This window comes from Streptomyces sp. Je 1-79, from assembly GCF_025195125.1.
Lineage (GTDB): Bacteria > Actinomycetota > Actinomycetes > Streptomycetales > Streptomycetaceae > Streptomyces.
This window is the reverse complement of the sequence record NZ_JAMGSL010000003.1, coordinates 67,807-89,506: the sequence shown is the minus strand read 5'-3', so window position 1 is coordinate 89,506 and position 21,700 is coordinate 67,807. Positions and strand designations below refer to the sequence as shown.

Below are 21,700 nucleotides of genomic sequence, written 5' to 3'. Positions count from 1 at the left end.
TACGTCCGTACCGCCGCGGCGCCCTCGGAAGCTGCGGAGTGGTGTCCTAGGCCTTCTTGGGCCTGTCGGACTTGTCGAGCACCATCACGAGACCGGCGATCACCAGGAACAGCACGATCGGCGCGGCCACGAACAGGCCGAGGGTCTCCACGACACTCAGCTTGGGGGCCGGGTCGTCACCGTCGTCGCGGGTGAGCGCGAGCGCGGGGGACGACATGAGCAGCATCATCAGCGTCGTACCGGCCGCGACAGCACCGGCGCGCAGGGCGTTCTTCTTGTCCACGGTGCAAACGTAGCGAACACCTAAACGGGCCGCGCGTCCGGGGGTGCCGTACGGACGCCCCCCGGGGAGCCGAAGACCGCCAGGAGGCGGTGCAGCCGCGGCGAGCAGGCCAGCTCCTCCAGGGTCAGCGGCTGGCCCTCCGGGCCGGCCACCGGCAGCCGCCAGTTGGGGTACTGGTCCCAGGTCCCGGGCAGGTTCTGGGGCCGCCGGTCCCCCACCGTGTCCGGCAGCCACACCCCGACCATCGCGGCCGGGGTCCGCAGCAGGAACCGGTGGACGGCCCTGACCTCGGCCTCCTCGTCCCCGGGGCCCTCCGGAAGCAGCCCGAGCCGCTCCAGGTACGTCAGCCACTCGCCGACCTCGACGGTGTCCCGGGCACGCTCGCCCGCCAGGTCGCCGGTGAGCAGCCCCAGCCTGTGGCGCAGGGCGACATGGTCGCCGGAGAGCCGGGCCGCGGTGGAGGGGAGGTCGTGCGTGGTGGCGGTGGCCACGCAGTCGGTGCGCCACTCCTCCGGGGCCAGCGGCCGGCCCGTGCCGGACCAGTCGCGCTCGAACCAGAGCACGGAGGTGCCCAGCACCCCGCGCCGGGCGAGCTGCTCCCGGACCCCCGGCTCGACCGTGCCGAGATCCTCGCCGATGACGACCGCGCCGGCCCGGTGGGCCTCCAGGGCGAGGACCGCGAGCATCGCCTCGGAGTCGTAACGGACGTACGCGCCCTCGGTGGGTTCGCGGCCCTCGGGGACCCACCAGAGCCGGAACAGGCCCATCACATGGTCGATCCGCAGCGCGCCCGCGTGCCGCAGCAGCTCCCTCAGGAGACCGCGGTACGGGGCGTAGCCGGAGGCGGCGAGGGCGTCCGGGCGCCACGGCGGCAGACCCCAGTCCTGGCCACGGGCGTTGAAGGCGTCCGGCGGGGCGCCGACCGACATGCCGGCGGCGAAGGCGTCCTGCTGCGCCCAGGCGTCGGAGCCGTCCGGATGGACACCGACCGCGAGGTCGTGGACGATCCCGACCGCCATCCCCGCCTCCCGCGCGGCCCCGCTCGCGGCCGCCAGCTGGCCGTCCGTCAGCCAGGCCAGCCGGCAGTGGAAGTCGACCCGGGCGGTCAGCTCGTCGTCGGCGCGGACGGCCGCGGCGGCGGAGCGGGGGTCGCGCAGCTCGACGGGCCAGCTCCGCCAGTGGTGCCCGTGCCGCTCGGCGAGCGCGCAGTACGTCGCGTGGTCCTCCAGGGCGCGGCCCCGCTCGGCGAGGAAGTCGCGGTACTCGGCGCGTCTGCCCGGTCCGAGCTCCACCGTCCCTGTGAGCTCCAGGGCGCGCCGCTTGACCTCCCACACTGCGTCCCGGTCGATCAACGCGCCCTTGCGCAGCACGCGTTCGCGCAGCTCGGCGGCGTCGGCGAGGACCGTGTCCAGCTCGTCGCGGTGACGAGGGCCCACGAAGCCGAACTCGGGGACGTCCTCGATCCGCAGATGGACGGGGTCGGGGAAGCGGCGGGAGGAGGGGCGGTACGGGGAGGGGTCGGTCGGCGCCCCCGGCACGGCCGCGTGCAAGGGGTTGACCTGGACGAAGCCGGCGCCGTGCGTCCGGCCGGCCCAGGTCGCCAGTTCGCGCAGGTCGCCGAGGTCGCCCATGCCCCAGGACCGGGTGGAGAGCACCGAGTACAGCTGGGCGAGCAGGCCGAAGACGCGCCCCTCGGGCCGGGGCACGCGCGCGGGGGCGACGATCAGCGTGCAGGCACCGGAGCGCCCGTCGGCGGCGAACGCCTCGACCCGGTGCACGCCGAGCGGCAGGCCGTCCCAGCGGCCCGATTCCACGACGTCTCCCGCCTCGGTCGTGACGCGCAGCCGCGTCCCGGGCGGAAGGTCCCGGGGCGGGTGCACGGCGCCGTCCTTCCACCGCACCAGCGTGGGCGGAAGCAGCCGGTCCGCCTCCGCCCGGAGCGCCGCGTCCAGGGCGGCGGCGACCGCCTCCGGCGTGCCGGCGTCCACGTCGAGGGCGGCGAGCACGGTCACGACCGTGGCATCGGGCACCTGGACGGTGACGCCCGCGGAGGGCTCGTACGAGGTGGCGACGCCATGGAGGGCGGCGAGGCGGGCCAGGGACACTTCACACACTCCAGAGGTCTGGGACGGGTGGCGGCCGGGCCCGGCGGGGTCACACTCCGGAGCACTCCGGGCCCGCCGCGACGGCGGGGGCCGTGGGCTCGCTGGTGAGCGGGGCCACCGAGATCAGGGGCGGCTCGCTCGTGAGGGGCGCCGCCGAGGTCAGGGGCGGCTCGCTGGTGAGGGGCGCGGCGTGGGCGAAGGGCGGCTCACTGGTGAGCGGGCCCTGTTTCGGTACACATATCTCGGTCACGTGGGGGGTGGTCACGAGTGCTCCCGGTTTCGTCTCGACAGGTGGAACGAGGAAGCCCTACCCACCGCACCCCGTTTTACCGGCGGAACTTGGCGAAGCGGTGCCACCCCGCCGGAAGGTCGCCCGGCAAAGCGGACACATCGACCATGCGCATTGACACTCCTGCCGGGCGGGTGGTGGGCTCGTGACCCACTCGTGACCCAAGGGCGGCGTCATCCAACAGGAGAGAGGGGTCCCCGTGCACCTCGGACACCGGAAGCGGACCGCGACCGCCGTGGCCGCCGCGGTGATCGGCGGGCTCCTCGGCGGCGGTCTCGGCGGAGTCGCCCAGGCCGCCCCGGTCTCCCCCGTCACCACCCCCGACGTGCCGCAGCGTCAGGCCGGGCCGGCGGTCTGGCCGCGCCCCCAGTCCCTGCGAGCGGCCGGTGCCGCAGTGCCCCTCGGCGGCGAGGTGACGCTGCTCGCCGACGCCGACGCCGACCCGTACGCCGTCGCCGCGCTCCACGAGGTGCTGCGGACGGCCGGGGTGGGAACCGTGCACAACGCCCTGCCGGGCGGCGGGACCGTGATCCGCGTGGGCGCCGCCGCCTCCCAGGAGGCCCTGCGGGCGCTGCGCGTGCCCGAGCGGGCCGATCTGCCGCGCGGCGGCTACCGGCTCGCGACGGGCCGGGTCCAGGGCCGGGACACCGTCGCCCTGGACGGGGTCGGCGAGGACGGCCTGTTCCACGCCGTGCAGACCCTGCGTCAGCTGATCGGCGGCCGGGCGGACGACCGGCGGGAGATCCCCGGTGTCGTCGTCCGGGACTGGCCCGGGACCGCCGTGCGCGGCCTGACCGAGGGCTTCTACGGCCGTCCCTGGAGCCAGGAACAGCGCCTCGCCCAGCTCGACTTCATGGGTCGCACCAAGCAGAACCGGTACCTCTACGCGCCCGGTGACGACCCGTACCGCCAGACCCAGTGGCGCGACCCCTATCCGGCCGCCCAGCGCGCGGAGTTCCGCGCGCTCGCCGAGCGGGCCCGCGCCAACCACGTGACCCTCTCCTGGGCGGTGGCGCCCGCGCAGTCCATGTGCCTCGCCTCGGCCGACGACGTGAAGGCGCTCACCCGCAAGATCGACGCGATGTGGGCGCTGGGGGTGCGCTCCTTCCAGCTCCAGTTCCAGGACGTCAGCTACAGCGAGTGGCACTGCTCGAAGGACTCGGACACCTTCGGGCGCGGGCCCGAGGCGGCGGCGGCCGCCCACGCGCGCGTGGCGAGCGAGGTGACCCGGCATCTGGCCGCCCGGTACCCGGGCGCGGAGCCGCTCACGCTGATGCCGACGGAGTACTACCAGGACGGCGCGACGAAGTACCGCACCGCGCTCGCCGCCGCGCTCGACGGCCGGGTGCAGGTCGCCTGGACCGGCGTCGGCGCCGTCCCGCGCACGATCACCGGCCGCGAACTGGCGGGCGCCCGGGCCGCGCTGCGCCACCCGCTGGTCACCATGGACAACTACCCGGTCAACGACTACGCCCAGGACCGGCTCTTCCTCGGCCCCGCCATGGGACGGGAACCGGCCGTGGCGGCCGGCTCGGCCGCGTTCCTGGCCAACGCCATGGAGCAGGCCGCCGTCTCCCGCATCCCGCTCTTCACCGCCGCGGACTACGCCTGGAACCCGCGGGGCTACCGGCCGCAGGAGTCCTGGCGGGCCGCCGTCGACGAGCTGGCGGGCCCGAACCCCGCCGCCCGCGAGGCGCTGTGGGCGCTGGCCGGCAACGACGCCTCCTCGCTCCTCGACCCGGCGGGCGAGTCGGCGTACCTCAAGCCGCTGATGACGGCGTTCTGGAACAGCCGCACCTCCCACGACCCCGCGGTGCGGGAGAAGGCGGCGCGCGAGCTGCGCCAGGCGTTCACCGTCATGCGGGAGGCTCCCCGGCGGCTGGCGGCGACGGCCGACGGCACCCTCGACGACGAGGTCGGTCCCTGGCTGGAGCAGCTGTCCCGATACGGCCTCGCGGGCGAGACGGCGGTCGACATGCTGCTCGCCCAGGCCCGCGGTGACGGCGCGGAGGCCTGGCAGTCCCAGCTCCGGCTGGAGCCGCTGCGCGGGGCGCTGAAGGCGAGCGGGGCGAGCGTCGGCAAGGGCGTCCTCGATCCCTTCCTCACGCGCGCGGTGACGGAGTCGGCGGCCTGGACGGGCGCGGACCGGGAGCGGGGCACCGAACACGAGGCGGACCGGGAGCCGGACGCGTACACCGTCCGACTGAAGCGCTCGCGGCCCGTGGAGACCGTGACCGTGATGACGGAGCCGGGTTCGGGCGAGTCGGCGCGCGTGGAGGCGTACGTCCCCGGCGAGGGCTGGCGGTCGCTCGGCCCGCTCTCCCCGACCGGCTGGACCCAGGCGGACGCCGAGGGGCTGCGCGCGGACGCGGTACGGATCGTGTGGGACGGCGCGGACGGGCGGGGCGCCCCTCAGGTGCGCTCCCTCGTGCCGTGGTTCGCCGACGAGCCGCGCGCCGAACTGGAGCTGGCCCGTACCGAGACGGACGCCGAGATCGGCGGCGCGGCGCGGCGGGTGGACGTCCGGCTGGTGGGCCGCAGCGCCGGCGAGGTGCGCGGGGCGCTGACGGCGCGCGCCCCGAAGGGGATCCGGGTACGGCTCCCCAAGGAGGCCCGCGTACCGCGCGGCACACGGGCGACGATCCCGCTGGAGGTGTCGGTCGCGCCGGACGTGCCGGCGGGCTCTTACCAGGTACCGGTGTCCTTCGCGGGCGAGGAGCGGACACTCACCGTCCGTGCCTTCCCGCGCACGGCCGGACCGGACCTGGCGCGCACGGCGACGGCCTCGTCCTCCGGTGACGAGACCCCCGACTTCCCCGCCGTACTGGCCCTGGACGGCGACCCGGCCACCCGCTGGTCCTCCCCGGCCGAGGACGGCGCCTGGTGGCAGCTGGAGCTGGCGCAGCCGGCCCGGATAGGGCAGGTGGTCCTCCACTGGCAGGACGCGTACGCCTCCCGCTACCGCATCCAGGTCTCCGCCGACGGCCGCAGCTGGCGCACGGCGGCGACCGTCGCCGACGGCCGGGGCGGCCGGGAGAGCGTCCGCATGGACGCGGCGGACACCCGCTTCCTGCGGGTCCAGGGCGACGCGCGGGCGACGGAGTACGGCTACTCGCTCTGGTCGGTGGAGACGTACGCGGTGGCCCCACCGCCGCCACCGGAGGAGCCGGAGACCCCGGAGCAGGAGCCGGAGCTGCCGCGCCCGCCCGCGGAGTGACCGAGGGCGGCCAGTGACCGAGGGGCGCGGCGTGACCGAGGGGCGCGGAGTGACCGAGGGGCGCCCTTCCCGGCGCGCCCCCCACGACGACGAAGGCCCGGCTCAACCCGTCTTCACGGCCCCCGTGGGGGCGATGGAGACGGCGTCGATCCGGGCCATCACGTCATCGGCGCCGTACGGCTGCAGGTAGGGCAGCCAGCGCGGGTCCCGGTGACCGGTCCCGATGATCCGCCAGGCCAGGCCACTGGGCGGCGCGGGCTGATGGCGCAGCCGCCAGCCCAGGTCGTGCAGGTGCCGGTCGGCCTTGACGTGGTTGCAGCGGCGGCAGGCCGCCACGACGTTCTCCCAGGCGTGCGTACCCCCGCGGCTGCGCGGAACGACGTGGTCGACGCTGGTTGCGACGCCACCGCAGTACATGCACCGTCCGCCGTCACGGGCGAAGAGGGCTCTGCGGGTCAGAGGAACGGGCCCCCGGTAGGGGACCCGCACGAACCGCTTCAGCCGGACCACACTGGGTGCGGGGATGACGCGGGTCTCGCTGTGCAGGAAGGCGCCGGACTCCTCGAGGCAGAGTGCCTTGTTCTCGAGGACGAGGACGAGCGCGCGGCGGAGCGGTACGACGCCGAGGGGCTCGTACGACGCGTTGAGGACCAGGACATGCGGCACGGATGCCTCCTAATACGCCGGCGGCGCGTGGCTCGCGCCGGGACGAACTGCTCTCAGTCTCTCCTCATGCCTGGTCGGAGCGCCACCACGTACCCGTAACGGGCTTGGAGTGTTCTCGACCACATCGGCATCGACTCCTCGTTCATCCCCGCGTGAGGTCGGTCTCTCCCTCGAACAGCACAACCGGAGCACACCGTGTGCCCCGTTAGTGTGGATGCTCGCGTACGCCACGCCTGGAGGTTCCCCGTGCCCTGGTCCGCCCTGCAGACCGCCGACGATCCGCAGAAGGTCCCCGTCACCCTCGACGAGGCCGCGGAGAAGGCGACGAACGCCGCGGGCTGGGTGGAGGAGAACTGGTCCACCTGGCTGAACACCGGCCTGCGGATCCTTCTGATCCTGGTCGTCGCCCTGCTGCTGCGGATGGCGATCCGCCGCGCCCTGACGAAGCTCATAGAGCGGATGAACCGCTCCGCCCAGGCGGTGGAGGGCACGGCGCTCGGCGGGCTGCTCGTCAACGCCGAGCGGCGGCGGCAGCGCTCGGAGGCGATCGGGTCGGTGCTGCGGTCGGTGGCGTCGTTCGTGATCCTGGGCACCGCCGGCCTGATGATCCTCGGCGCGTTCCAGATCGACCTGGCGCCGCTGCTCGCCTCCGCCGGTGTCGCGGGTGTCGCGATCGGCTTCGGCGCCCGGAACCTGGTCACGGACTTCCTGTCCGGTGTCTTCATGATCCTGGAGGACCAGTACGGCGTCGGTGACTCCGTCGACGCGGGCGTGGCGTCCGGCGAGGTCATAGAGGTCGGTCTGCGGGTGACGAAGCTGCGCGGCGACAACGGTGAGATCTGGTACGTCCGCAACGGCGAGATCAAGCGGATCGGCAACCTCAGTCAGGGCTGGGCGACCGCTGCGGTCGACGTGACGGTCCGCCCGACGGAGGACCTGGACCGGGTGCAGTCGGTGATCAACGAGGCGACCGCGTCCATGGCGAAGGACGAGCCCTGGAACGAGCGGCTGTGGGGTCCCGTGGAGATCCTCGGTCTCAACGAGGTGCTCCTCGACTCGATGACCGTCCGGGTCTCGGCCAAGACGATGCCGGGCAAGGCCCTGGGCGTCGAGCGCGAGCTGCGGTGGCGGATCAAGCGCGCCCTGGACGCGGCCGGCATCCGGATCGTCGGCGGGGTCCCGGCCCAGGCGGAGGAGTCCGCGGCGGATCCGACGGCGGGCATGGCGGCCCCCTCGGTCTTCGCCTCCCCGACGTCCCCGCAGGGCGCGGCGGCGAGCCCGCTGCCGAAGCCGGATCTCGGCAAGTAAGGCCCTCTGACACGACACGCGCGCCGGCGCGCAGGGACGACGCCCCCGCAGGTAACGCTTTGGTTGCCTTCGGGGGCGTCGTGCGTCCGCGGCTCTTGACGCCCCGGTGACGCCCGTCCTACCGTCCTCCCACCCAATAGGAAACTTTCCTAACAGTGAGAAGGGCGGGTGCATCCGACATGGCCGGTACGACCCCGGGCACCCCCGGCACCCCACGTGTGCTGCGGGCCATGAACGACCGCGCGGCCCTCGATCTCCTGCTGGAGCACGGGGCCCTCTCCCGCACCCGGATCGGCAAGCTCACCGGCCTGTCCAAGCCGACCGCCTCCCAGCTGCTCGCCCGCCTCGAAGCCGCGGGCCTCGTCGTCGCCACCGGGACCACCGCGGGCCGGCCGGGCCCCAGCGCGCAGCTGTACGCGGTCAACGCCCGGGCCGGCCACGCCGCCGGACTCGACGTGACCCCGGAGCGGATCCGCGCCGCCGTCGCCGACATCACCGGCGAGGTCGTCGGCGAGTTCGAGCTCGCCACCCCGGGCCGCGCGGCCGACGACGTCGTACGACAGGTCACCACCGCCCTCGACGGCGCCGCGAAGGACGCCGGGATCACCCGGTCCGAGGTGCACCGCCTCGTCATCGGCACCCCCGGCGCCTTCGACCCGGCCACCGGGCGGCTGCGGTACGCCTCCCACCTGCCCGGCTGGCACTCCCCCACGCTCCTGGAGGAGCTGGCGGCCGCGCTCCCGATGCCGTTCGAGTACGAGAACGACGTCAATCTGGTGGCCGTCGCCGAGCAGCGCCTGGGCGCCGCCCGGGGCCACGAGGACTTCGTGCTGCTGTGGAACGAGGGGGGTCTCGGGGCCGCGCTCGTCCTCGGCGGCCGGCTCCACCGCGGCTTCACCGGCGGCGCGGGCGAGGTCGGCTTCCTGCCCGTGCCCGGCACCCCGCTCGTACGGCAGGTCACCAAGGCCAACTCCGGCGGCTTCCAGGAGCTCGCGGGTGTCCAGGCCGTGCCCCGGATCGCCCGGGCCGTCGGCATCGAGACCGCCGAGCATCCCTTCGTGCCCACCGCGTCCGGGCTGCTCGCGCACGCCGCGGCGCACCACGGCGAGGACCCGCGGTACGCGGCGCTCCTCGACCGGTACGCCGAGCGCCTCGCCACCGGTCTCGCCTCCCTCGTCGCCGTACTCGACCCCGAACTCCTCGTGCTGTCCGGCGCGGTGATCGCGGCCGGCGGGGAGCCGCTGCGCGAGCGCGTCCAGTCCGAGCTGGCCGAGCTCGCCGCCTCCCGGCCGCGGCTCGTCCTCGGGGACGTGGACCGGCACCCCGTCCTGCGCGGAGCCCTGGAGAGCGCCCTGGCCGCCACCCGCGACGAGGTCTTCGACACGTCCCGCTAGAACCCCCGTCCGGCACCGGACGCAGAGCACCGGACGCAGAGCACCGGCCCGGACCACTGAGCACAGACCACGGACAACAGACCACAGAGCACAGAGCACCGAGTACTGAGCACCGACCACTGAGCACCGCCAGCAGTCCTCTTCCCCCGTCGACCCCTCCGCCACAGGGAGCTCCGTCATGCCCGTACGCCCGCGCAGAGCCGCCGTCGCACTCGCCGCCACCGCCTCGATCGCCCTTCTCGCGTCCGCCTGTACCGGCTCCGCCGAGAACAAGGCGGGCGACGACCCGAACGCCGAGACCACCATCACCTTCTGGCACGGCTGGTCGGCGCCCTCCGAGGTCAAGGCGATCCAGGACAACGTCGCCCGCTTCGAGAAGGCCCACCCGAACATCAAGGTGAAGGTCGTCGGCAACATCAACGACGACAAGCTCAGCCAGGCGCTGCGCGCGGGCGGTTCCAACGGGCCGGACGTGGCCGCCTCCTTCACCACGTCCAACGTCGGCAAGTTCTGCCACTCCGGGGCGTTCACCGACCTGAAGCCCTTCCTGGAGAAGGACAAGGTGGACCTGGACAAGACCTTCTCCAAGGTCCTCCAGGACTACACCCAGTTCGAGGGCAGGCGCTGCTCGCTGCCGCTGCTCTCCGACGCGTACGGGCTCTACTACAACAAGGACGCCTTCAAGGCGGCCGGCATCACCGCCCCGCCGAAGACCTGGTCGGAGTTCAAGACGGTCGCCGAGAAGCTGACCAAGGAGAAGGGCGACAGCTACGAGCAGCTCGGCTTCATGCCGAACTACCTCGGCTACGAGACCGTCCCCAGCCACTACATGTCGCAGTGGGACCACACGTACTTCGACAAGAGCGGCAAGTCGAACCTCGCCAAGGACCCGGGCTTCGCCGAGATGCTGACGTACCAGAAGTCGCTGGTCGACTCCCTGGGCGGGTTCGCGAAGCTGGACCGGTACCGCACCACCTTCGGTGACGAGTGGGGCGCCAAGCACCCCTTCCACACCGGCCAGGTCGCGATGCAGCTGGACGGCGAGTGGCGGCTGAACTTCATCAAGGACGCCAAGGTCGGCTTCGAGGTCGGCGTCGCGCCGCTGCCGGTCGCCGACGACGAGGTGGCCGAGTACGGCAAGGGCTACCTCTCCGGCACGATCATCGGCATCGCGCCGCAGAGCAGGAAGCAGAACGCGGCCTGGGAGCTGGTCAAGTACATGACCATGGACACCGAGGCGGTGGTGAACTTCGCCAACGGCATCGGCAACGTCCCCTCCACCCTGGAGGCCCTGAAGTCCCCGAACCTGAAGGCCGACGAGCGCTTCAAGGTCTTCCTGGACATCGCCCAGCACCCCGAGTCCTCCACCTCCGACGGCGCGGTGAACGGCTCCACGTACCAGGACACCTTCCAGGACTTCGCCCAGAAGTACGAGAAGGGCCAGGTCAAGGACTTGAAGAAGGGCCTTGAGGAGACCGCGGCCCAGATCGACCGCGACATCGCCCAGGCGAAGTAAGACCCCGGGACCGGTATCTCATGTCCACCGACACCCTGGCGGGGCGGCAGGCGGCGCTGCGGTCGAAGCGCGTACGCAGAGCGCTTCGCACCACGGCGTTCATGTCGCCCTGGCTGATCGGCTTCAGCGTCTTCTTCGCGTACCCGCTCGTCTCGACCGTCTACTTCTCCCTGATGAAGTACGACGGGCTCAACCCGCCGACCTGGCGGGGCCTGGACAACTGGACGTACGTCTTCTCCGACCTGCCGAAGTTCTGGCCGGCGATGCAGAACACCCTGTGGCTCGCCGTCGTCATGGTCGCCTGCCGGGTGGTGTTCGGCCTCGGCATCGGGCTGCTCATCACCAGGATCAAGACCGGCACCGGGGTCTTCCGCACCCTGTTCTACCTGCCCTACCTGGCCCCGCCGGTCGCCGCGACGCTCGCCTTCGTCTTCCTGCTCAACCCGGGCACGGGACCGGTCAACTCGCTCCTGGAGGCCGTCGGCATCCCGGCGCCCTCCTGGTTCAACGACGCCGCCTGGGCCAAGCCGGCGCTGACCGTCCTCGCCGTGTGGGGCGTCGGGGACCTCATGGTCATCTTCATGGCCGCGCTGCTCGACGTACCGAAGGAGCAGTACGAGGCGGCGGAGCTGGACGGGGCCTCGGCCTGGCAGCGGTTCCGCTACGTCACCCTGCCGAACATCTCGCCGATCGTCCTCTTCGCGGTCGTCACCGGGATCATCGGCGCGATGCAGTACTACACCCAGCCGATCGTGGCGGCGAAGGTCGCCTCCGGGGTGATGGGCGGATCGGGCCAGACCTTCGAGCCGGGCTATCCGGACGACTCCACGCTGACCCTGCCGCAGCTCGTCTACAACCTCGGCTTCGGCCGCTTCGACTACGGCGCCGCCTGCGTCGTGGCCCTCGTCCTGTTCGCCCTCTCCATGGCCTTCACCGCGCTGCTCATGCGCCGGCGGGGCGGCCTGATCGGCTCGGGTGACTGACCATGTCCTCCTCCCTGTCCACCCTCGACCGTCCCGTGGAGCAGGCGCCCGCCGGGGGCGCCGAGAAGACGGCCCGGCGCAAGGCGCTGCTGCACTGGATCGCCGTGCACTCCCTCGGGATCGCCGCGGCCCTGTTCTTCACGCTGCCGTTCGTCTTCGTCCTCCTGACCTCGCTGATGAGCGACCAGCAGGCGCTGACCCGCGACCTCACGCCGAACACCTGGCACTGGGACAACTACGTCCGGGTCTTCCGGACCCCGGGCTTCCTGTCCTGGTGGAAGAACTCCCTGCTGTACGCGGGGCTCGGCACCGCGCTCGTGGTGGTGTCCTCGGTCCCGGTGGCGTACGCGCTCGCCAAGTTCCGCTTCCGGGGACGGCATCTGTCGCTGCTGCTCGTCATCTCGATGATGATGCTGCCGCCGCAGGTGATCATCATCCCGATGTACCTGTTCTGGGCCAAGCAGATGGACCTCTCGGGGACCCTCTGGCCGCTGATCGTCCCGATGGCGTTCGGTGACGCCTTCGCCATCTTCCTGCTGCGCCAGTTCCTGCTGACGATCCCGGACGAGTACATCGAGGCCGCCAGGATCGACGGGTGCGGCGAACTGCGCACCCTCCTCAAGGTCGTGCTCCCGATGGCGAAGCCCGGCATCGCCGCCGTGGCCCTGTTCCAGTTCTTCTACTGCTGGAACGACTACTTCGGACCGCAGATCTACACCTCCGAGAACCCGGCGGCGTACACGCTGAGTTACGGACTTGAGTCCTTCAAGGGCGCACACCACACCGACTGGAATCTGACCATGGCCGCGACCGTACTGGTCATGGCCCCTGTGATCCTCGTCTTCTTCTTCGCCCAGAAGGCGTTCGTCGAGGGAGTCACACTGACCGGAGTGAAGGGCTAGCCGAGAATGAAGCTCGCTGTCGTGGGGGGCGGCTCCACCTACACCCCCGAACTGATCGACGGATTCGCGCGGTTGCGCGACACCCTGCCCGTCACCGAACTCGTCCTCGTCGACCCGGCCGCCGACCGGCTGGAACTGGTCGGCGGGCTCGCCCGGCGGATCTTCGCCAGGCAGGGACACGACGGGAGGATCGTCACCACCTCCGACGTCGACGCCGGGGTGGAGGGCGCGGACGCCGTACTGCTCCAGCTGCGCGTCGGCGGCCAGGCGGCCAGGAACCAGGACGAGACCTGGCCGCTGGAGTGCGGGTGCGTCGGGCAGGAGACCACCGGCGCGGGCGGTCTCGCCAAGGCCCTGCGGACCGTGCCGGTCGTCCTGGACATCGCCGAGCGGGTCCGGCGCACCAACCCGGACGCCTGGATCATCGACTTCACCAACCCCGTCGGCATCGTCACGCGCGCGTTGCTCCAGGCCGGCCACAAGGCCGTGGGGCTGTGCAACGTGGCCATCGGCTTCCAGCGCAGGTTCGCGAAGCTGCTGGACGTGGCCCCGGCCGAGGTCCACCTCGACCACGTGGGGCTCAACCACCTGACCTGGGAGACCGGTGTACGGCTGGGCGGGCCGGAGGGGGAGAACGTGCTGCCGCGGCTGCTCGCCGAGCACGGTGACGCCCTCGCCGACGACCTCCGTCTGCCGCGCCCGGTCCTGGACCGCCTCGGCGTCGTCCCCTCGTACTACCTGCGCTACTTCTACGCGCACGACGAGGTCGTACGGGAGCTGGGCACCAAGCCCTCGCGGGCCGCCGAGGTCGCCGCGATGGAGAAGGAACTCCTGGAGATGTACGGGGACCCGGCGCTCGACGAGAAGCCGGCGCTGCTCGCCAAACGGGGCGGCGCCTTCTACTCGGAGGCGGCCGTGGACCTCGCCGCGTCCCTGCTGGGAGGGGGAGGATCTCCGTACCAGGTGGTGAACGCGTACAACAACGGGACGCTGCCGTTCCTCGCGGACGACGCCGTCATCGAGGTGCAGGCGGCGGTGGGGCCGAACGGCCCGACGCCGCTGCCGGTGGCCCCGCTCGACCCGCTGTACGCCGGGCTGATCGCGAACGTGACCGCGTACGAGGACCTGGCCCTGGAGGCGGCGCTGCGCGGTGGCCGCGACCGGGTGTTCAAGGCGCTGCTCGCACACCCGCTGGTCGGGCAGTACGCGTACGCCGAGGGTCTCACCGACCGGCTGATCGCCCACAACCGGGAGCACCTGGCGTGGGCGTGAACCTCGACGGCGTGCTGCTGGCGATCGACGCCGGCAACAGCAAGACCGACGTCGCGGTCGTCGGCGTGGACGGCACCGTCATCGGCTCGGCGCGCGGCGGCGGGTTCAAGCCGCCGGTGGCCGGGGTGGAGAAGGCCGTGGACGGTCTGGCGGAGGCGGTGGGGCGCGCGGCCGCCCAGGCAGGCCGCCCCCTGGAGTTCCTGCATGTCTCCGCCTGCCTCGCCAACGCCGACCTCCCGGTGGAGGAGGCGGAGTTGACCTCCGCCCTGGAGGCACGGGGATGGAGCCGCTCCGTCCGGGTGTACAACGACACCTTCGCCATCCTGCGCGCCGGGCTCGACGAGCCGCGTGGTGTCGCCGTGGTGTGCGGGGCGGGGATCAACTGCGTCGGGATGCTGCCCGACGGGCGGACCGCCCGCTTCCCCGCCCTCGGGAAGATCTCCGGCGACTGGGGGGGCGGCAGCGGACTCGCCGAGGAGGCGCTGTGGTTCGCGGCCCGGGCGGAGGACGGGCGTGGGGAGCCGACCGAGCTCGCGCACGCGCTGCCGGGGCACTTCGGGCTGCCGAGCATGTACGCGCTGATCGAGGCGCTGCACCTCGGCCGCATCCCCTTCGAGCGGCGGCACGAGCTGACGCCCGTGCTGTTCCGTACGAGCGCCGGGGGTGACGCGGTCGCCCGTTCGCTGGTGCGCCGGCTGGCGGAGGAGGTCGTGGCGCTGTCGACGGTCGCGCTCGGCCGGCTCGAACTGCTCGACGAGGAGGCTCCGGTGGTGCTGGGCGGCAGCGTGCTGGCCGCGCGCCATCCCGAGCTGGACGGCCTGATCGCCGAACTCCTCGCGGTGAAGGCGCCGAAGGCCGTGGTCGGCGTGGTCACCGCGCCGCCGGTGCTGGGCGCCGCGCTCCTGGCGCTGGACGAGGTGGCGGCGGCACCGGAGGCCGCCGCCCGGCTGCGACGGCACTACGCCTGAGGTGTGTGGACGGACGACGGGGCGTCTCCCTCAGGGGGCGCCCCGTCCCTCGTTCTTGAGGCGCCCCGTCCCTTGTTCACCCGTTCGTGTCGGTCCGTCGGTGGAACCGATGGGGGCCGGGAGACGTATTCATAGCAGGGGGTTCGCCTACGGGGGTAGCGCGAGATGGGGCACGATAAGAACAAGATCCAGTCAATCCTGGTGTGCGGGTGGGGCCCCTGAGGCCATACTGCTGGCCGGGAACGTCGGACCGAGGGGGAGGCCACGTTGACACACCCGCCGAATGCGCCTGCCGCCTCGGCACCGGGCGGCATGCCCGCGCGCCCGGGAACGGGCGTGCCCGCGCAGGCCTCGCCGCCGGCCGGTGCGTCCGTGCCCTCGTTCCCGCCGCAGCCCGCGGGACCGCCCGCCGGGCGCGGGCCCTGGGACGAGGCCCGGGTACGGCTGCGCCGGGCCGCCACGACCGAGCCGGGCCGGCTCCAGATCCTCGGGGCCGTCCTGGCCCTGCTGGTCGTCGCGTTCGGGGCCGTCACCGCCTACGAGGTGTCCGACCGCGCCACCTCCGCCGACGACGTGGTGAGCCGCAGCCAGCCGCTGAGCGCCGACGCCGCGAGCATCTACCGCTCGCTCGCCGACGCCGACACCGCCGCGGCCAGTGCCTTCCTGTCCAAGGAGCGGGACCCGGCAGACCTCCAGAAGCGGTACACGGACGACATCACCACCGCGTCCCGCCTCCTGGTCAAGGCGGCGGCGAGCACCGACGGCTCGTCGTCGTCCGCCCGCGAGATCACCACCCTCAACGAACAGCTCCCGCGCTACACCGGCCTGATCGAGCGTGCCCGGGCCGCCAACCGGCAGGGCCTGCCGCTCGGCGGCGCCTATCTGCGGTACGCGAACCAGCTGATGAGCAGCCAGCTGCTCCCCGCGGCCGAGCGGCTGTACGAGGCGGAGACGGCCCGGCTCCAGCGGGACGACGAGGACGCCCGCGCGTGGCCGTTCCTCTCCCTCGCTCTCGGGGTCGCCGCGCTCGCCGTCCTGGTCTGGGCGCAGCGCCGCACGTACGCGCGGACGAACCGCGTGTTCAACCAGGGGCTGCTCGCCGCGTCCGCCGCCTCCGTGATCGTGCTGCTCTGGCTCGCGACGGCGCACACCGTCGCCAGTGCCGGGCTGAACGACGCCCGCGAGCACGGGCAGAGCTCGCTCCAGGTCCTCAACACCGCCCGGATCAGCTCCCTGAAGGCGCGGGCCAACGAGAACCTGACGCTGGTCGCCCGGGGCGCGGTCCTCACCGACGACGGCAAGAACGACAAGTACGAGACCGACTACGCGAGCAGCATGAAGACGCTGACGGCCGCCCTCGCCGAGGCACGCGAGCTGGCCGACGACGACGCGGGTCGCGATCCGCTGAGCGCCGCCGCCGACCGTACGGCCGACTGGCGGGAGCGCCACAAGGACGCCCGGGAGAAGGACGACGCGGGCAACTACGAGGGCGCGCGGACCAGTGTCGTCGGACCGGGCGCTTCCACCGGGCAGTCCTTCGACCAGGTCGACGCGGCCCTGAAGCGGGCCCTGGACCACGAGCAGAGCGAGTTCACCCGGGCCGCCGAGGGCGGCCGGTCCGCACTCACCGCGCTCCCGCTGGGAGCGGCGGCGCTCGGGATACTGGGCGCTGCGGGCGCCGTCATGGGCATCAACCGCAGGCTGTCGGAGTACCGGTGAGAGGGGGCGGGATGCGGAACGGCGTCGACGGCGCGAGGATGCGCGGTCCGGCCCGGCTCCTCGGCGGACGCCCCCTGGGGCGGCTGCGCGGCTGGGGCGGTGTCGGGGCGATGGCCGTGGCCTGCGGGCTGACCGCCTCGCTGACCCTGCTGCCGCTGACCCACAGCGGCGGCGGCGCGCCGGTCGCCCCCGTGGTGACCGGACCGGGCGTCGGTGTCGGGGTGCAGGCCAAGGCGGAGAGCTGCCGCAACCCTGAGGCCTCGCTCACCCCGGCCATCGAGGACGGCCCGGCGGTTGCGGCGATCAAGGCCCGCGGGAAGCTCGTCGTCGGCGTCGACCAGAACAGCTTCAACTGGGGGTACTTCAACCCCGAGAACCGGGAGCTGGAAGGGTTCGACATCGCGCTGGCCAAGGCGATCGCCAAGGACCTGCTGGGCAGCGAGGACGCGATCATATTCCGTACGATCCCGACCAACCAGCGGATCGCGGCCCTGGACAGCGGCAAGGTCGACCTCGTCGTCCGCACGATGACGATCAACTGCAAGCGGATCGAGCAGGTCGCCTTCTCCACGGCCTACTTCCAGGCCGGCCAGCAGGTCCTCGCGCCCAAGGACTCCACCGACATCACCGGGTACGACGGCTCGCTCAAGGGCAAGCGGATCTGCACGGCGGAAGGCTCCACGGCCTACGAGGCCCTGGAGGACAACTCCTTCGGCGCCACGTTCAGGGACGAGGGCGACGGCACCGGGAACGACAGGGACCAGTTCACCGTCCCGAACCAGCTCGACTGTCTGGCCCGGCTCCAGATGGGCGAGGTCGACGCCGTCGTCACGGACAACGCGCTGGCGGCGGGGCAGGCCGCGCAGGACCCGGCCGTCGAGCTCAAGGGCAGGCCGTTCACCACCGAGTACTACGGAGTCGCCGCCAAGCTCGGCAACGACGACCTGGTCCGCCGGGTCAACCAGGTCCTCGTCCAGTACCGCCAGGGCGCCTGGAAAGCGGCGTACGACAAGTGGCTGAAGGCGGACCTGCCCGGGATATCCGGGCCGCCCGCACCCATGTACAAGTAGAGCGAGAGGTGATCGATGGGCGTCGCGGGCACCCCTGGGCCGGTGATGGACCGGGACGAGGTGGACCGTGCGCTGGCGCGGCTCGGCGCGGAGCACAAGGCGATCGAGGACTCGCTGCTGGCGCTCCAGGACCACGCGGGCCGCAGGCTGCTCGAAGGCGCCGAGCTGACCGGGACCACCTGGGACCGCTGGCAGTCCACCGAGCGGACGATCACCCTGCTCTGGACGTACTTCGACGCGTACACGGGCGCCCTGCGCGACGCCCGTGAGCTGCGGGCACGGCGACGCTGGGCCAGCCGGGAGGACCTGGTGGAGCTGACCGAGCGGCTGCGCGGCGAGAGCGTGCTGGTCGCGGGCGGGGCACAGCAGCCCGCCGCCCCGTCGCTCACCGGCCCCGCCCGGCTCTCCGAGCGGTTCACGCTGGAGCGGCTGGTGGGCCGGATGAACGAGCTGTACGCCTCCTCGCTCGACATGGTCGTCACCGCCGACGCCGTCTGGTCGGCGCTGCCCGCGCGGATAGACCTCCTCGCCGCGGAGCTGGGGCGGACGCGTTCGCTCGCGCACTCCGTCGGAGTACGGCCGGGGGAACATCCGGCGGGCGACGAGCTGGAGACGATCACGGCCGAGCTGACCGCGCTGCGCTCCCAGGTCGTCACGGACCCGCTGGCCTTCTGGCGGCCCGCCGCCGGGAGTTCGGCGCCGGGCGGCGGGAGACCGGACACCGAGCGGTACGACCGGGCGGCCCGCGCCCTTGAGGACATCCGGCGGGAGATCGAGGCGGTCCTCGCGGTCCGCCAGGACTCCGAGGAGCGGCTGCTGCGGCTGCGGGACGTCCTCTCGCGCGCCGACCGGACGCTCTCCGAGGCACGGATGGCTCGCGGCGAGGTCCTTGCCAAGATCGCCGCATCAGAGGTACCGGCCGTCAGCGGCCCGCCGACGGTCCTCCAGGAACGCCTCGCGACGGCCGCCGAGTACCGCAGGCACGCCCAGTGGCACCGGCTCTCGCCGCTCCTGGATTCGCTGGAGCAGGAGGCCGAGGACGAACTGCAGCGCGCCCGCGCGTCCTTGACCGCCGTCACCGCGCCGCTCGCGGTCCGCGCCGAGCTGCGCGGCCGGCTCGACGCGTACAAGGCGAAGGTGGCCCGGCTCGGCGCGGCGGAGGATCCGCTCCTGATCGAGCGGTACGACGCGGCCCGCCGGATGCTGTGGAGCGCACCCTGCGACCTGCGGGTCGCCGAGCAGGCGGTACTGCGCTACCAGCACGCCGCGGCGGAGGTTCTGTCCGGCCCCAGAGATGCCAGAGGGAGTCAGTGGTGAGCACCTGTCAGCGTCCCTCGTGCGAGGGATCGTACGAGGACATGGGCGGCGGCGAGCTGTACTGCGACACCTGCGGGCTGGCACCGGTCGTCGCGCCGGGCGGCATGCTCCAGGCCAACCCGACCGGGATGGCCGTGCCCGGCAGGGGGTCGAGCCCGTCCCGGTCGAGTTCGCGCGCCTCCTCCCGCGCGTCCTCGCGCTCCTCCCGCTCGGCCACGTCCCGCCGCTCGGTCTCGGGGCGCCTCTCGCGCTCGCTGTCGGGCGGGAGCAGCGGCCGTTCGGTGTCGGTGCGCAGCTCCGGCTCGTCGACGGCGCAGTCCGGGCGGAACCGGCTGGGGGCCGGCCTGGTGGCGATCCCCGAGGTGCCGCGGCCCGACCCGCGCGCCGCGGTGATGGACAACCCCGAGGTTCCCGAGCGGAAGCGATTCTGCTCGCGCTCGGACTGCGGTGCCCCGGTGGGCCGTTCGCGCGGCGACCGGCCGGGCCGTACGGAGGGCTTCTGCACCAAGTGCGGACACCCGTACTCCTTCGTGCCGAAGCTGCGCGGCGGGGACATCGTGCACGGGCAGTACGAGGTCGCGGGCTGTCTCGCGCACGGCGGCCTCGGCTGGATCTACCTCGCCGTCGACCGGGCGGTCTCCGACCGCTGGGTGGTCCTCAAGGGCCTGCTGGACACGGGTGACCAGGACGCGATGGCCGCGGCGATCTCCGAGCGCCGCTTCCTCGCCGAGATCGAGCACTCCAACATCGTCCGGATCTACAACTTCGTCGAGCACCTGGACGCGCGCACCGGCTCCCTGGACGGCTACATCGTCATGGAGTACGTCGGTGGCAAGGCGCTCAAGGAGATCGCCAACGACCGCCGGACACCGGACGGCCGGCGCGATCCGCTGCCGGTGGAGCAGGCCTGCGCCTACGGGATCGAGGCCCTGGAGGCGCTGGGGCACCTGCACAGCCGGAACCTGCTGTACTGCGACTTCAAGGTCGACAACGCGATCCAGAGCGAGGACCAGCTCAAGCTGATCGACATGGGCGCCGTCCGCCGGATGGACGACGACGAGTCGGCGATCTACGGCACGGTCGGCTACCAGGCGCCGGAGGTGGCCGAGGTCGGTCCGTCGGTGGCGAGCGACCTGTACACGGTGGCGCGCACGCTCGCCGTGCTGACCTTCGACTTCCAGGGGTACACGAACGTCTTCGTCGACTCGCTGCCCGACCCCGAGCACATCGAGGTCTTCCGGACGTACGAGTCCTTCTACCGTCTCCTGGTGCGCGCCACGGACCCCGACCCGGCCCGCCGGTTCGCCTCCGCGCAGGAGATGGCGGAGCAGCTGACGGGCGTCCTGCGCGAGGTCGTCGCCCTCCAGTCGGGCCGTCCGCGCCCGGCGCTCTCGACACTGTTCGGGACGGAGCTGCGGGTCACGGACACGGAGCTGTTCGCGGAGCTGACGGAGGACGTCTCGGTCCTGGGCGCCCGGAACCCGGGCCGCGCGCGAGGCCGCGGGCGGGGAGGGGTCAGGGCCCTGCCCGGCGCACCGGCCCCCGCGCACGGCGCCCCTGGCCCGGCGCAGGTCGCCCCCGCACCCGCGCAGGTCGCCCCTCTGCCCGCGCAGGTCGCTTCCGTCCCGGCGCAGGTCGTTCCCGCGCACGGCGCACCGGCCCCCGCGCACGGCGCGCCGGTGCCGGCGCAGGGCGCTCCGGTGCCGGCGCACGGCGGGGTGGCGGCGGCGGTCCCCGGGGTGGCGGCGCTCCCCGGCGGGGCCTTCCTCGCGGCGCTCGACGGGCGGGCCGCCTCGCTCGCGCTGCCCGTGCCCCGGGTGGACCCCGGGGACCCCAACGCGGGCTTCCTCGCCGGTCTGATGGCCTCCGCCCCCGCCGAGCTGATCAGCGCCCTGGGCCACGCGCCCGCGCCCTCCCTGGAGTTGCGGCTGCGGGAGCTGCGGGCCCGCCTGGAGATGGCCGACCTCGGCTCCGCCGGGCTCGCGCTCACCACGCTGGAGGAGGAGCACCCGGACGACTGGCGGGTCGTCTGGTACCGCGGCATCACCTCGCTGGTGACCGGCGACCATGAGCACGCGGCGCTCTCCTTCGACGCCGTCTACGACGCGTTCCCCGGTGAGCCCGCCCCCAAGCTGGCCCTCGGCATCTGCGCCGAGGTCCTCGGGCAGCTGGACAACGCCGCGGAGTACTACCGCCTGGTGTGGGCGACCGACCCGAGCTTCGTGAGCGCCGCGTTCGGGCTCGCCCGGGTGCGGCTCGCGGCCGGCGACCGTACCGGAGCCGTACGGACCCTGGAGTCCGTACCGGAGGCGTCCATCCACTACACCGCGGCCCGGGTCGCGGCCGTACGGGCGCGGCTGCGGCGGCGGGCCGCGCACGAAGCGCTCGGCCCGGACCTGACCGCGGCCGCGGCGCAGGTCTCCGCGCTCCAGGACTTCGGTCTGGACGCGGTGCGCCGCGAGCGGTTGTCGACGGAGGTCCTCGGTTCGGCGCTGGACTGGGTACTCTCCGGGAGTCCCGGAACGACTCCGGGCGGCGCGCGGCTGCTCGACAGCGAACTGGACGAGCGCGGGCTGCGCTTCGGCCTCGAACGCTCGTACCGGGTGCTCGCCCGGCTCGCTCAGCGGGGCGAGGAGAGGATCGAACTGGTGGAGCGGGCCAACCGTTTCCGCCCCCGGACGTGGGTGTGAG

16 protein-coding genes are annotated in these 21,700 nt (G+C 73.0%); 12 read left to right on the top strand and 4 right to left on the bottom strand.

Annotation, left to right across the window (positions count from 1 at the left end; genetic code table 11):
• Nucleotides 1–46: 46 nt before the first annotated feature.
• Genes M5362_RS05805 through M5362_RS05795 form a run of 3 tightly spaced genes read right to left on the bottom strand, consistent with a single transcriptional unit; the run spans nucleotide 47 to nucleotide 2,653 of the window.
• The gene (locus tag M5362_RS05805; protein WP_260226244.1) at nucleotides 47–283 is read right to left on the bottom strand and encodes a hypothetical protein; all 237 of its coding nucleotides are present in this window, start codon (nucleotides 281–283) and stop codon (nucleotides 47–49) included.
• Nucleotides 284–303: 20 nt separating this feature from the next.
• Nucleotides 304–2,388, bottom strand: a complete 2,085-nt coding sequence (malQ, locus tag M5362_RS05800) for a 4-alpha-glucanotransferase (RefSeq protein ID WP_260226243.1) — start codon at nucleotides 2,386–2,388, stop codon at nucleotides 304–306.
• 49 nt (nucleotides 2,389–2,437) lie between these two features.
• Nucleotides 2,438–2,653 (bottom strand): hypothetical protein, encoded by a 216-nt coding sequence (locus tag M5362_RS05795; RefSeq protein ID WP_261365742.1) that lies wholly within the window; start codon nucleotides 2,651–2,653, stop codon nucleotides 2,438–2,440.
• 223 nt (nucleotides 2,654–2,876) lie between these two features.
• On the opposite strand from M5362_RS05795, the gene M5362_RS05790 reads away from it, so the two are divergent.
• Nucleotides 2,877–5,894 (top strand): beta-N-acetylglucosaminidase domain-containing protein, encoded by a 3,018-nt coding sequence (locus tag M5362_RS05790; protein ID WP_260226242.1) that lies wholly within the window; start codon nucleotides 2,877–2,879, stop codon nucleotides 5,892–5,894.
• 102 nt (nucleotides 5,895–5,996) lie between these two features.
• Here the strand turns inward: M5362_RS05790 and M5362_RS05785 are convergent, their stop codons facing one another.
• A complete protein-coding gene (locus M5362_RS05785) occupies nucleotides 5,997–6,560 on the bottom strand; it encodes an HNH endonuclease (RefSeq protein ID WP_260226241.1) in 564 nt (187 codons plus the stop codon).
• A gap of 246 nt (nucleotides 6,561–6,806) precedes the next feature.
• Here M5362_RS05785 and M5362_RS05780 point away from each other — a divergent pair, with 246 nt between their 5' ends.
• The 11 genes from M5362_RS05780 to M5362_RS05730 all read left to right on the top strand — a co-directional run bounded on the left by M5362_RS05780 (nucleotide 6,807) and on the right by M5362_RS05730 (nucleotide 21,699).
• Nucleotides 6,807–7,868 (top strand): mechanosensitive ion channel family protein, encoded by a 1,062-nt coding sequence (locus M5362_RS05780; protein ID WP_260226240.1) that lies wholly within the window; start codon nucleotides 6,807–6,809, stop codon nucleotides 7,866–7,868.
• Nucleotides 7,869–8,047: 179 nt separating this feature from the next.
• A complete protein-coding gene (locus M5362_RS05775; protein WP_260226239.1) occupies nucleotides 8,048–9,262 on the top strand; it encodes an ROK family transcriptional regulator in 1,215 nt (404 codons plus the stop codon).
• 178 nt (nucleotides 9,263–9,440) lie between these two features.
• Entirely contained in the window at nucleotides 9,441–10,778 is a 1,338-nt protein-coding gene (locus M5362_RS05770; protein ID WP_260226238.1) for an ABC transporter substrate-binding protein, read from the top strand.
• 20 nt (nucleotides 10,779–10,798) lie between these two features.
• Complete coding sequence (locus M5362_RS05765) at nucleotides 10,799–11,761, top strand: carbohydrate ABC transporter permease (protein ID WP_260226237.1); 963 nt, start codon at nucleotides 10,799–10,801, stop codon at nucleotides 11,759–11,761.
• A 2-nt stretch (nucleotides 11,762–11,763) separates the two neighbouring features.
• Entirely contained in the window at nucleotides 11,764–12,663 is a 900-nt protein-coding gene (locus M5362_RS05760) for a carbohydrate ABC transporter permease (protein WP_260226236.1), read from the top strand.
• 6 nt (nucleotides 12,664–12,669) lie between these two features.
• Nucleotides 12,670–13,935, top strand: coding sequence for a 6-phospho-beta-glucosidase (locus M5362_RS05755; protein ID WP_260226235.1), 1,266 nt, complete (start codon nucleotides 12,670–12,672; stop codon nucleotides 13,933–13,935).
• Complete coding sequence (locus tag M5362_RS05750) at nucleotides 13,926–14,903, top strand: BadF/BadG/BcrA/BcrD ATPase family protein (RefSeq protein WP_260226234.1); 978 nt, start codon at nucleotides 13,926–13,928, stop codon at nucleotides 14,901–14,903. The genes M5362_RS05755 and M5362_RS05750 overlap by 10 nt, the downstream gene beginning before the upstream one ends.
• Before the next feature lie 267 nt (nucleotides 14,904–15,170).
• Nucleotides 15,171–16,622 (top strand): hypothetical protein, encoded by a 1,452-nt coding sequence (locus tag M5362_RS05745; RefSeq protein ID WP_260226233.1) that lies wholly within the window; start codon nucleotides 15,171–15,173, stop codon nucleotides 16,620–16,622.
• Between the two features lie 38 nt (nucleotides 16,623–16,660).
• Entirely contained in the window at nucleotides 16,661–17,692 is a 1,032-nt protein-coding gene (locus tag M5362_RS05740; RefSeq protein WP_260226633.1) for a glutamate ABC transporter substrate-binding protein, read from the top strand.
• Between the two features lie 15 nt (nucleotides 17,693–17,707).
• Entirely contained in the window at nucleotides 17,708–19,009 is a 1,302-nt protein-coding gene (locus M5362_RS05735) for a hypothetical protein (RefSeq protein WP_260226232.1), read from the top strand.
• Nucleotides 19,003–21,699 carry a tetratricopeptide repeat protein gene (locus tag M5362_RS05730; RefSeq protein ID WP_260226231.1) on the top strand — a complete coding sequence of 899 codons (2,697 nt, stop codon included), beginning with the start codon at nucleotides 19,003–19,005 and terminating at the stop codon, nucleotides 21,697–21,699. The genes M5362_RS05735 and M5362_RS05730 overlap by 7 nt, the downstream gene beginning before the upstream one ends.
• Nucleotide 21,700 lies beyond the last annotated feature (1 nt).